This window comes from Paenibacillus sp. KN14-4R, from assembly GCF_052180255.1.
In the GTDB taxonomy this organism is placed as follows: Bacteria; Bacillota; Bacilli; order Paenibacillales; family NBRC-103111; genus Paenibacillus_AM.
On record NZ_CP197466.1, the window covers coordinates 3,727,724 to 3,739,187 of the forward strand.

Annotated in this window: 12 protein-coding genes; 2 read left to right on the plus strand and 10 right to left on the minus strand. The window is 43.0% G+C overall.

Features of this window, described 5'->3' with window-relative positions; all coding sequences use genetic code 11:
* Positions 1-113: 113 nt before the first annotated feature.
* From ACSBOP_RS18370 to ACSBOP_RS18380, 3 genes are all read right to left on the minus strand, one after another.
* Positions 114-752 (minus strand): NAD(P)-dependent oxidoreductase, encoded by a 639-nt coding sequence (locus ACSBOP_RS18370; RefSeq protein WP_442601948.1) that lies wholly within the window; start codon positions 750-752, stop codon positions 114-116.
* 214 nt (positions 753-966) lie between these two features.
* Complete coding sequence (msrA, locus tag ACSBOP_RS18375) at positions 967-1,485, minus strand: peptide-methionine (S)-S-oxide reductase MsrA (RefSeq protein ID WP_442604529.1); 519 nt, start codon at positions 1,483-1,485, stop codon at positions 967-969.
* 45 nt (positions 1,486-1,530) lie between these two features.
* Positions 1,531-2,664: a nitric oxide synthase oxygenase gene (locus tag ACSBOP_RS18380; protein ID WP_442601949.1), complete on the minus strand. Its 1,134-nt coding sequence runs from the start codon at positions 2,662-2,664 to the stop codon at positions 1,531-1,533.
* Positions 2,665-2,823: 159 nt separating this feature from the next.
* Here ACSBOP_RS18380 and ACSBOP_RS18385 point away from each other — a divergent pair, with 159 nt between their 5' ends.
* Positions 2,824-3,255, plus strand: coding sequence for an Rrf2 family transcriptional regulator (locus ACSBOP_RS18385; RefSeq protein WP_442601950.1), 432 nt, complete (start codon positions 2,824-2,826; stop codon positions 3,253-3,255).
* Between the two features lie 75 nt (positions 3,256-3,330).
* Here ACSBOP_RS18385 and ACSBOP_RS18390 read toward each other — a convergent pair whose 3' ends face one another.
* The 7 genes from ACSBOP_RS18390 to ACSBOP_RS18420 form a co-directional block, all read right to left on the minus strand.
* Positions 3,331-5,016, minus strand: coding sequence for an alpha/beta hydrolase family protein (locus tag ACSBOP_RS18390; protein ID WP_442601951.1), 1,686 nt, complete (start codon positions 5,014-5,016; stop codon positions 3,331-3,333).
* 159 nt (positions 5,017-5,175) lie between these two features.
* The gene (locus ACSBOP_RS18395; protein ID WP_442601952.1) at positions 5,176-5,847 is read right to left on the minus strand and encodes an ABC transporter ATP-binding protein; all 672 of its coding nucleotides are present in this window, start codon (positions 5,845-5,847) and stop codon (positions 5,176-5,178) included.
* Between the two features lie 6 nt (positions 5,848-5,853).
* Positions 5,854-7,200, minus strand: coding sequence for an ABC transporter permease (locus ACSBOP_RS18400; RefSeq protein ID WP_442601953.1), 1,347 nt, complete (start codon positions 7,198-7,200; stop codon positions 5,854-5,856).
* Between the two features lies 1 nt (position 7,201).
* Positions 7,202-8,542, minus strand: a complete 1,341-nt coding sequence (locus ACSBOP_RS18405) for an ABC transporter permease (RefSeq protein WP_442601954.1) — start codon at positions 8,540-8,542, stop codon at positions 7,202-7,204.
* A complete protein-coding gene (locus ACSBOP_RS18410) occupies positions 8,539-9,102 on the minus strand; it encodes a hypothetical protein (RefSeq protein ID WP_442601955.1) in 564 nt (187 codons plus the stop codon). The genes ACSBOP_RS18405 and ACSBOP_RS18410 overlap by 4 nt, the downstream gene beginning before the upstream one ends.
* A 161-nt stretch (positions 9,103-9,263) precedes the next feature.
* Complete coding sequence (locus ACSBOP_RS18415) at positions 9,264-10,010, minus strand: hypothetical protein (protein ID WP_442601956.1); 747 nt, start codon at positions 10,008-10,010, stop codon at positions 9,264-9,266.
* Complete coding sequence (locus tag ACSBOP_RS18420) at positions 9,988-10,752, minus strand: YheC/YheD family protein (RefSeq protein WP_442601957.1); 765 nt, start codon at positions 10,750-10,752, stop codon at positions 9,988-9,990. Before ACSBOP_RS18420 ends, ACSBOP_RS18415 begins: the two co-directional genes overlap by 23 nt.
* A gap of 124 nt (positions 10,753-10,876) precedes the next feature.
* Here ACSBOP_RS18420 and ACSBOP_RS18425 point away from each other — a divergent pair, with 124 nt between their 5' ends.
* On the plus strand, positions 10,877-11,458 hold the full coding sequence (locus ACSBOP_RS18425) for a TIGR00730 family Rossman fold protein (protein ID WP_442601958.1): 582 nt from the start codon (positions 10,877-10,879) through the stop codon (positions 11,456-11,458).
* Positions 11,459-11,464 lie beyond the last annotated feature (6 nt).

Consider the following 11,464-nt stretch of genomic DNA (forward strand, 5'->3'; position numbering starts at 1 on the left):
ACTATTTTTTTTGAATTCTGACAATAATGAACGCCAAAAAGAGCTGATGCATCCATAACGGACCTATCAGCTCTTCCTCTTTTTCAAATATGATCTTATTCGATTGCCTTGTCTTACTGTGCTTCAGATACAACTGTAAAACGTTCTTTCATATGCTGCGGATTCTCAATTTCATCCAAGAGTGCAATCGCATAGTCAGCATAGCTCACATAGCTGTCGCCTTTTGCATTCACGATCAGGTTATCTTGCCCTTTCACATACGAGCCTGTTCGCACACCCTCTGGATTGAAGAATGCCGCTGGGCTGATAAATGTCCAATTCAAATCACTTGTGTTTTGCAAGTCTGCCAGGTTCTTTCCTTGGTTCGTTGCAGTTGCCAAGTATTCTGCTGGGAACTCAGGTGTGTCCATTACACGAATGGTCTTCGCTTCATCCACAAACAAGCTGCCTGCGCCGCCAACGACGATCAGTCTTGTATCGATTCCTTTTAAAGCTTCAATTAATACGCGACCTGCTTCTACATGCAGGTGCTCTTGACCAGGAGCTGCGCCGAATGCATTCACGACAACGTCGAATGATTGAAGATCTTCCTTACGAAGATCGAATACTTCTTTCTCAAGTACGGCTGCGGATGGATTCGCCAATTTGGCTGCATGACGCACGATTGCTGTAACCTCATGCCCTCTATCGATTGCTTCTTTCACAATAACGCTGCCTGCTTTTCCTGTTGCTCCGATTACACCAATTTTCATGTTTATACCCTCCAGTAATTTATTTGATAAAATATTTAGTTGCAACCATTATAGTTACAACGATGTCAAAAAAATTTATTCTCTAATTTACTTATCTCGATGTAACTATTATAGTTACAACTAAAGATCATTGTCAACTCTTTTTCATAAAAAAAAAAAAAAAAGCCTCAGCGAAGCATGTCGCTCAGACCTCTTATCACTTAATGTCGTGAAGCTATTTCGTCCAATTCTCTTGGATGAATTCATCTCTGCCCGATTGCTTCCGATCTTCTTTATAGTGAGCTGGATTTTTCTTATGATAGTCCTGATGATAATCCTCTGCTGGATAAAATACGCCCGCAGGTTCAATCTCGGTTACAATCGGCTTGTTGAATCGACCGCTAGCTTCAAGCTGACGCTTGGATGCTTCAGCAAGTGCTTGCTGTTTGGTATTGTAATAGTAAATACCTGTCCGGTACTGGCTGCCGCGGTCTTGGAACTGACCTCCAGCATCCGTAGGGTCAATCTGCGGCCAGAACAGTTCTAGTAATTTCTCGTACGGGAACACCTCAGGATCGAATGTGATTTGCACCACTTCGGCATGTCCTGTCGTTCCTGTCTTCACTTCTTTATAAGTAGGATTCTCCAGACTGCCTCCAGAATAACCCGACACAATGCCGCCAATACCTGGAAGCTCTTCAAAAGGCGTCACCATACACCAGAAACAACCGCCCGCGAACATGGCAAGTTCCAACTCATGCTTATCCTTATTAACCATATGAAATTCCCCCTTCCACGGTTAGTGATGAACCGGACACTTAAGCGGTATTGGTTTCGGCTGCGTAGATGTATACGGTACATCCTGCTTTAAGTAATTCGGCTTCACCAGTTCGTTGTTATAATGTTTATGAAAAATATGTGTCGTTGCTGGTGAAACCGGCGGAATTAGCCATGTCCAATCCCCCGTCAGCTCTCGCCCCTTCGCTTCTTCCGCTTGTTCGAAACGATTGAACTGATCCGCTGCTGTATGGTGATCAACAATGCTGACCCCTGCTTTTTTAAAAGAATGCAGTACCGCGATATTAAGCTCAATTAGCGCCTTATCTTTCCATAAAGATGTATTTGTCGAAGTGTTTAACGACATTAATGATGCGATGCGCGGCAGCATGTTATATCTCTGTTCATCTGCAAAGTTACGCGCACCAATCTCTGTCTCCATGTACCATCCGTTAAAAGGTGCAGCTGTATAACGAATGCCGCCAATCTCAAGGCACATATCCGAAACAAAAGGGACAGCATACCATTGCAGGTGTAAATCAGCGAACCATTCATACTCCGGATGCTCAATCGGTACTCGCAGAACCGCTTCCTCTGGAATGGGGAACCACTTCGGTGGTTGATCTCCAATACGGATGACGAGCGGCAGGATATCGTAATGCGTGCCCGCCCCCTTCCAGCCCAGCTCCTGACAGATGGATGTTAATTCGATGGAAATCGGGTCTCCTACAATTCCATGCTCAGTCGCATATCCAGCATAACGAACCAATTGATGATTCCAGATTCGCACCTCACGTCCACTTTCTTCTGGTCTGAATACAGTAATGGAAGGTCTTATCTTCCCTGCGTTCGTCGCATATTCGATATGATCCACGATGGCCTGCGCTATCTCATCTTCCTGCTTAAGTCCTCTTGCATCGAACACTTGAAGTGACTGCCAGAATAAACGCCCGATACAACGATTGCTGTTGCGCCAAGCCATCTTAGCTCCATGTTCGAGTTCTTCGGATGTATGTGTATAGGTTCCATTTTCTTCAATTTGCTGTTTAATTTCTACAAGTCTGCGGTTAATTGCATCGGAAGACATGTCTAGTTCTTCGTAACAAGTGACGATAAACGCTGCTGCCTCCTTGTAAAGCTGCTCATGATGGTTCATGGGGTCCTCTTTTCTATATATCTAAATATATCCAGGTGATTATAACTATTATAACTATTATTCTATTATATTCGAAAAATAAGAGATCAGCATACACTCACGTATCTTGACAATCGGAATAGGCTGTAACTATAATGGTTCCAACAAGGAGTGTGACAGATGAAAATCAGCAGTCGCTTTACCGTAGCCGTTCATATCTTGTCCTTACTAGCGACGCAAGGGTCCACACTTTCGACTTCCGAATGGATTGCCGGCAGTGTCAACACCAATCCCGTTGTCATTCGTCGTATAACAAGTTCCCTTAAAAAAGCAGGATTCGTTCAAGTTCGTGCAGGAACTGGGGGCGCTTATTTACTTAAAAGCTTAACCGACATCACGCTGCTTGATGTATACCGCGCTGTTGAAGTTGTAGAGGACGGCGAGCTCTTCCAATTCCATGAAAATCCGAATCCCAGCTGCCCAATTGGTGCTAATATTCAGTCCGTACTGGAAATTATTTTACATCGTGCCCAAGCCGCCATGGAATCCATCCTCGCTGAAATCACGATGGATGATGTCGTAGCCGATTTCCAAACCAAGATCAATTCCTAACACACCGAAAGCCAATAAAATCATTATACAATACAAAAACATCGACCAATTAGTCGATGTTTTCCTATTTTCCAATTATTTTTTTACGAGTTTGGCCATATCGTTAATAATGACTTCCGACACGTTGCCTGGCTTCATGTATTCTGCACCTGTTGAAAGCTCTTCTACCTCAACTAACGTATGATTGACTTTCGGATAGGAATGGTAAGTTACATTGCTGCGGTTAGACAATTCCTTCTTCCATCCTTCCAGATGGTGTGGGAGCACCTGCCAGTCGTTCTCACCTTGCATAATATGTAACGGTGTCTTTTGTCCCTTCGCGATAGCCGCTCCTGAATAATTGCGGAAATCGTAGAACCAGTATGGATCACCTAACAGGAAGCCCTGTGGCAGATTGCTCGTCGAATAGGCAGGATTTTTAATGAGGCTCACTTGTTGTTTAATCATAGCTAACTGCTGCTCCAACCGATCTGTCGGCTGACCCTGCTTCTTCATTGTCTCCAACATGTGTTCATTCTGCTCAATTAATATATCCTCGAAGGATCCTGAAGGACCTGCAAGAATAAATGCACTTGCAATATCTTGGTTCTTATCTGCTTCGATAATACGTGGGATCAACATACCGCCTTGACTGTGACCTGCCACCACAATACGTTTCGGATCAATACCATCGAGTTTTTTCACTAATTGAACAGCCCGAGTCGCATCATCAACGGTCTCTTCTTTTACCGTATACTTACCAAGCCCCACTGCCGATACCTGAAGGGTATGCTCTCTTGTCACCTTCTCATAACGAAGCACTGCAATCCCTTGTTTAGCAAGCCCAACTGCTAGATCGCGGAACGTCTTCACACTTCCAATCGATTCATCCCGATCATTCGGTCCTGAACCATGAACCAAAATAACAACCGGTACATTCTTCTTATCGACCGGCATCGTTAATGTACCCGGAAGTGCAAAATCCCCTTCTCCGACCACAACTTCTTTTTCCGTATACAGTTTCGAATCATCGTATGACGGCTTTTGGTACAGCCCCATGTCAGGTGAAGGCGCTAGAAATAAATCATCCACAAGTCCTTTTTGATCCAATCGAATCGTCATTTGAAAAGGCATATTCTGCGCTTTGTATGTCACCATTACATTCTCATGGACTGCATTTTTATTTGTACTAACGCTGATCTGCTCGCCGATCTCCCCAAACATCGACTGATAGATTTGCCCAACACTTGCGAGCTGAGCCTGCGGTATACTTGCTTTCAGCTTATCATTCATTAGCGCTGACGCACCTGCAACATCGGAGTGTATTAGAGCATGCACAAAGCTGCTTGCCGTTGATACCACATCGCCAGATGCGATGACTACCTTGCCAGCTTGCGAGTCCCAGCCAATCTTGCTTTCTAATGCGGTTTGCAGGAAAGATAGCGGCACTTGCACTCTATCATTCTTGAACTCTACTTTTACACCTAGATCAACTGCTTTGCCATTTTGAGAAACTACGCTTTCTCCGACTTGAAAAATAAGCTGTGTCTGCCCTTTCGAAACCGTAACACATTGCGCTACTTCATCCCACTTCACACTCGCGCCAATCGTTTCGCTTACTGTTCGCACTGGAACAAGTCGATTATCAACTGAAACGGAAATCGGCTGTGTAGATTTAGTCCCAGACTCAACTCCAGCAGCCGATGCCAATGGCGTTAATAATAATGTTGCGGATAATGATGCCACTACGACCTTATGCTGCATGTTAAATTTCTTTTTCATAAGATTCACCTCATCAAATATTATAGTAAATATTGGTATTTGTTTATTATAGCACATATATAACAGTTAGCAAGACTGAGTTTAACAATTCGTTAAATCGTTGGAGGAAACGTCATCATCTGCTAAGGCATCTACCCGATTGATCCTTGCTTCATTTTTTTAGGCCAGTTCCTTCAAATACCCATCCTCAATCTGCAGCCTGCGATCCGCCACTTGTGCCACGTGATCATTGTGGGTGACTACAACAAGTGTTTTCCCCAGCTCTTTATTGACTTTGAGTAAGAGGCTAAGTATTTCCTGCTCGGTCGATGTATCTAGATTTCCTGTCGGTTCGTCCGCTAAGATTAGATTGGGATTCGTAACCAATGCTCTTGCAATGGAAACGCGCTGCTGTTGACCGCCACTTAGTTCATGCGTCAGATGATTTATTCGATCCCCAAGTCCCACTTGTTCCAGTATTTCTTTGGCCCTTACTTGTCTAAGCTTCTTCTTCACACCTGCGTAGAAGAGCGGTTCTTCCACATTATTCACAGCGTTCATGTTCGCGAACAGATGAAACTGTTGGAATACAAACCCCACTTGATTACGTCTATATAAAGATAGTTCATTCTCTTTCATTCCTGTAAGTTCGCTACCATGGACTGCAATCGTTCCCGTTGAAGGCTTCAAGAATCCGCCGAGAATGTTCAACAGTGTACTTTTCCCTGAGCCTGATCTGCCTTGGATCGCAATGAATTCACCTTCATTTACGGTTAAATTCACATCGGACAGCACCTGCAGTTTATTATCCTTGGATGCAAAATAATGATTTAACTCCTTAATCTGTATCATATCGGACTACCCCCGTTTCATTAATGACGCGTAAGATTTAACCACACTGCTGCGAGCAGGAATGAAGCTTGCTAGGAAACCTAGCATGAGCATCCCCACTGTAACCCCTGCAAAAATTTGCATTGGAATATCCAGAACGTACTCAATTGTACTGCGATCCAAATCGAAGGATTGATAATACGCTGGATCGATTGAACCGGTTTGAATAAGGTTATTCAGTACACCTAGTCCAACACTTGCAAGCAGGAAACCAATCCCCAACGCCAAGATGACGAGAATCATACCTTCCAGCACAAAGCCTACAATAATTTGCAAGTAACTGCCTCCAAGCGCTTTACGTAAGCCAATATCCCGACTACGCTCTTGAATGGAGCTATGAAAAGTATTCGTGAAGCTAAGGATGGCGATTAAGAGGATGATGGACATGATGACAATAATTTTTGTAATAAATGCCTTTCTTCCATCCATATTGAACTTTAACATATCAATTGGATTGAAAGGTGCGTATTTCTTTGCTTTTAACTGATTCACAACTTGGTCTACATCGGCTATTGATTTGGGCTTTACGATGACCGTATCATATGAACTGGCTACACTTAAATCTACGATTTTATTCTTCTCTTTCGCAGGGATCAATATAACATTCCCCTTAATTCCTAGCATTTCCGGTTTTAGTTGCCCTGTAATAGGGAAAGAGGAATTCTTCGGTACGTTCCCCATGGCCTCTTCAAAAAATTTGTGCTCTATACTTAAATTTAAAGTTTGTCCAACCAACGGAATCGAAGATTTATCATCCTTAGATAACAGAATATCTTGATACTGCTTGATTAGCTTTCCCGTTGAAGTTTCCAGTGTTTCTAGCGGACCAGGCTTCTGAACACCAAAGCTTTTTTGATACTGATCCAAACTCATCATATTTGTACTAAAATTGGACGGTATAATCGCGCCTGATTCTCCATCCATTGTCTGCTTCATCAATTTAGTATCAGTAAAGAATGAACTTGATATAGGATCATAGTAAGCAACCATTACAGGGAGCACTTCCATATCACCAATATTAAAATGCGTCCAAGGATATCCAAATGTTTTATAGGCAATAACGTGCTCCACACCATCCATTGCCTTGATCTCTTTTACTTTATCCTCATTAAACGTCCCACTTACATGAATCATTTGTAATCGTTGGGTTGCTTCCAGATTATCTTGTTCAAAGACAGTATCTATTCGCACAAGTATGGTAAATAGTGTTGTCAATAACACGACCATAACCGTCATACCGACTAGCGCAATCACATTGCGACCTTTAAAACGGCGTAATTCTCGAATCGAACGAAGTAAGTAAGAATGAAGCATGCTAGCTGTCCCCCCTTGCTAACCCAAGTGAAAGCTGAGTGCGAGATGCACGATGAATCAATAGAAATGCAAGAAGCAGTACGATTAATGGTATGCTAACGAGAACAAGCACTGTTAATGAACCAGACAAATACATGCTCATGTTAAGTGATAACAATTGATTCAAATTCGTATTTAACAATAGAAGCGTCAATAACAGCCCCAGTAAAGAACCAAGAACAGCAATCATACACATCTCAATTGAAAATAAGCCAATTAGCTGAGATCTTGTCAACCCTAATGCCCGTTGTAGGATGAATTCGTAAACTTTACTTGAGATCACTAGATAACAAATGACAATAAGACTGACCACCGAAATTATTACGGCAATTATAAGCGCAATCTTATAGATCCAGTTCTGCACTTTACTTGAAGTTAAAATTTTGGACATTAAACCGTCCATTTGAAGTGTTTTTCCCGCTAAGAAACCCAATTGATCAGCTTGCGTAATAACTTGATTCGTCGCAGTAACATCGGTTGCTTGTACTGCCATTTTCCCACTTAGCTTTGACATCTGGCTCGTAAAATCCAGCTTCCGTAAGCTTGCCTTAATGCCTAACGGAAGCCACACATCACCTTGTGTTTGACTACCTATCTTGGGATCGAATACACCAATAACTTTTAGAGGTACTGAGTATGTATCAAGAATGTTGCGCTCAGTTACCCAATCCAGCGCATATACGAATGAGACCGACTGACCGATCAATTCTTCCTCTTTTACCCGATCCCCTTTGCCTGCTATTAACTCTTTTCTCAACGACTCAGAGATTATCACATCCTGCCCCTGCAGCACCTTCTCTTGCTCTGTAAACTTACTTAGCAAGTCTTGGGAAATAATAATTTCATTCGGATCACCAGAGAAATATTTGCCGGCTACGATTTTTTGATCCAAGCCATACTCTTTCGCTGCTGCAACATCAAGCATAATCGGACTCATCTCGATATTGAGTTTGCTCTTCCATGACATCCATGGAATCAGGAATTTGAAATACCATAAGTTATAAGATAAATCTTCGTAATAATAAGCTTTGCTCACCGCACTTGAGGATTGAAACTCCTTTATTAACTCTGGTGTCACGACTTGATCTACGGTCTTCGGTGCGATATCCACTTGCTTGTAATTCACATTCTTAGTTTCCATTTCACTAATCGTATGCTTGTCCACGGCAGAAGTAGTTGTCACGATCGACAACAAGCTTAAGATGCAGAATGTCGCGAGTGCAATTCCAATCATCATCGTCAAGAGTCGCTTCGGGTACCGAAGTGCATTCCTATAGGCATAGGAGATATATTCCCATCTCATGGCTTACTCACCCCCACTGGGATCGATAACATTGTTTGAAATAAATCTCCTTTGTATATACCATCTTTCTGAAAAATAAGCTTCCCTTCTTCGTTATAAGCAAAGACTAATGGTGACATAACGATTTCTATTCCCAACTTATGATACTGTTCATTCATCTTTCTATTAGAAGCTACATGAATCGTACCATCATTCAGTTTGATCATCTTCATCACTTCTTCACTTCGATCTTGAGTACCGCTCCCCCTCCAGAGATAAACAAGCCTCATCCCTCTCTTTGCAAATTGTTCATGTGCAGCCTGCAGTGTTTCATACATCGTCGGAGATCCTTTCAAGTAGGAATCTACCAAGAAAACCGTTGCCTTCGCATCTTTCATCTGAAGCTTGCCTTTCTTTCCATCCAGACTCACATACGGCAGCTCGGTGAGCTTGTCCGCTAACTTCGTTTCACTAGGGGGCAGATATAACGTAGGTGCTGACGGACTAAACCATTGTACGTACACCAAATAACCTAGACAAATCAGTAAGGCCGGGAACACGTATTTCAGGACTCTTCTCATATTTCACTCCTTATTATAAAATATTGAATTCATAATATTTCTTTTAGTTCCAATATTTATCATATCATCCTATTATTTTTGCGCAATCGAACTTGCAAAATATGTTGAATCATGCCTTTTTTTACAGAAAAAAACACTCGATCCTACGACCGAGTGTCCAATTACTTCTTCAACAACATTTGACCAATCATAGGTCTGGCTATCGGCCATATCGTTTTAACCAGTCCGTAGCCGACACGAATATTAGGAATAATGCGGCCAATGCTTCCGAATAATCCACCAGCCGGTGCAGCTGCAGGTGCTGCTACTGCCCCTCCTACTGCTCCACCTTTGGCACCACCTAATAGACCTCCTGGGCCTCCGCCTTGTCCACCGCCCATCAGTCCACCAAGTGAACCCAAACCACCTAATCCGCCAAGATTACCCAGCGCTCCTAACGAGCCTAGCCCACCTGCGCCTCCAGCATTTCCTCCACCGCCGAGCATACTGCCGAGCGCTCCTAAACCTCCTAGATTACCAAGTGCGCCTAATCCTCCACCAGGGCCTTTCCCACCCCCACCGAGCATACCGCCCAGCGCTCCTAAACCACCTAGATTACCAAGTGCGCCTAACCCTCCACCTTTTCCGCCTCCACCGAGTAATCCGCCTAGACCGCCGCCGCCAAACAATCCCGACCCACCAAGACTCATTAACATTCCTAAGAGCCCAGATACATGTGCCTTTTCTTTCCCTTTAACAGATCGTTTTGGGAGTTTCTTTTTACCTTTGGCTCCATGTAGGATCATTTCACCATTCTTCACAGCTGTGACTTTCCCGATATAATAGCTGCCATCCTTGAGCTCTACACATACATGCTGACCGATCAGCGCTTTGACTTTACGTGCATTAATCGCTCGAGCTACGGCCATCTTGGCCACCTCCATATTTAGAATATTTCATCACTCTACGGTACATCGTCTTATCTTTAAGATGCTTAAAGATGATCGTCCCTGGACGCGTATTCACTTCAATAATCCACGGTTTATAATCTGCACTAAGTCCAATATCCACCCCATACGCTGCAACAGAAGGATAACCCTCATTCATATAGACCGCGACTTCCCAACCTAACTTTTCTAAATTCTCTATAAAAGAGTACCGTTCACTTCGTGCATAGTACGGAGACAACAACTTGCTTAGTGGATACACTTTTCCACCATTCATAAAATTTGTAATGACTTTACCTTTTTTCGCAAGTCGACCCAATATGCCCGTAGTGACCCACTCACCGAACTTATTTTTTTGAACCATGATTCGGATGTCAAAAGGACGCTTTTTATACGTGAGCAGCTTTAGCCCCTTCTGAACCACATACGACTTACGGCCCTGCACCTTTAACATGTAAGCGTACATATGTTCAAATGAATCGAAGGTAAATACCGTACCATCGCTATGAATGGTCTGATAGCGTGTCGGACTCAGCTTATTGATCTTCACCACACCAAATCCACCAAACCCAGTATTAGACTTTGCAAAGATTGATTTACTTTCTTCGAATAGCAGCTTTATGTTTTCGTCAGTCATTTCGTACGTAGGCGGCAAATAACGCTTAAAATCGTCATTTTGCATCAGAAACTCATACTTGCCTAACTTCGTATTAGGATATATCATGTTAACCATTCCTTTCATCCATAGTCTATGCATCTATGAAATCACCGGAGTGGACAACTATCATGATAGGAATAAAATCCGCCATATTTATATATAGTTACTCATCATACAGGAGGTTTTAACTATGAAAAGAATTTGTGTATATGCAGGATCGAACGTCGGGAACTCGCCCGAATACGCTGAAAAAGCCAAACAATTAGGAGAAGAACTTGCTTCACGAGGAATCGAGCTTGTATACGGAGGTTCCAAAATCGGACTCATGGGCATTCTAGCCGATGCCGTATTAGCAAATGGAGGCAAAGCGATTGGAATTATGCCTAAGGGTCTTTTTCGCGGAGAGATGGTCCATACCGGTTTAAGTGAATTTCATGAGGTTGGTAATATGCACGAGCGCAAAGCGCTAATGGCTGAGATGTCCGATGCATTCATCGCACTACCTGGTGGAATTGGGACATTCGAGGAATTGTTCGAGATGCTGAGTTGGTCACAATTAGGCATCCACCAAAAACCAGTTGGACTCCTAAATGTGAATCAGTTCTATGAACCTTTTTACCAAATGGTTGATCATGCGATCACCGCCGGATTCGCTCGTGAGTCCAATAAGCAGCTGTTCGTCATGGACGACGAGCCAACTCCATTAGTTGAAGCTATGGTGGGCTACACACGACCTGAAATGGAAAATAAATGGAAGCAATTATCTGAATAAACGGAA

What these genes read in the sequence shown, in the direction of transcription:
- ACSBOP_RS18370 (WP_442601948.1), bottom strand. Translation starts at nt 752, where the DNA reads ATGAAAATTGGTGTAATCGGAGCAACAGGAAAAGCAGGCAGCGTTATT.
- ACSBOP_RS18380 (WP_442601949.1), bottom strand. Translation starts at nt 2,664, where the DNA reads ATGAACCATCATGAGCAGCTTTACAAGGAGGCAGCAGCGTTTATCGTC.
- ACSBOP_RS18385 (WP_442601950.1), top strand. Translation starts at nt 2,824, where the DNA reads ATGAAAATCAGCAGTCGCTTTACCGTAGCCGTTCATATCTTGTCCTTA.
- ACSBOP_RS18390 (WP_442601951.1), bottom strand. Translation starts at nt 5,016, where the DNA reads ATGAAAAAGAAATTTAACATGCAGCATAAGGTCGTAGTGGCATCATTA.
- ACSBOP_RS18395 (WP_442601952.1), bottom strand. Translation starts at nt 5,847, where the DNA reads ATGATACAGATTAAGGAGTTAAATCATTATTTTGCATCCAAGGATAAT.
- ACSBOP_RS18400 (WP_442601953.1), bottom strand. Translation starts at nt 7,200, where the DNA reads ATGCTTCATTCTTACTTACTTCGTTCGATTCGAGAATTACGCCGTTTT.
- ACSBOP_RS18405 (WP_442601954.1), bottom strand. Translation starts at nt 8,542, where the DNA reads ATGAGATGGGAATATATCTCCTATGCCTATAGGAATGCACTTCGGTAC.
- ACSBOP_RS18410 (WP_442601955.1), bottom strand. Translation starts at nt 9,102, where the DNA reads ATGAGAAGAGTCCTGAAATACGTGTTCCCGGCCTTACTGATTTGTCTA.
- ACSBOP_RS18415 (WP_442601956.1), bottom strand. Translation starts at nt 10,010, where the DNA reads ATGGCCGTAGCTCGAGCGATTAATGCACGTAAAGTCAAAGCGCTGATC.
- ACSBOP_RS18420 (WP_442601957.1), bottom strand. Translation starts at nt 10,752, where the DNA reads ATGATATATCCTAATACGAAGTTAGGCAAGTATGAGTTTCTGATGCAA.
- ACSBOP_RS18425 (WP_442601958.1), top strand. Translation starts at nt 10,877, where the DNA reads ATGAAAAGAATTTGTGTATATGCAGGATCGAACGTCGGGAACTCGCCC.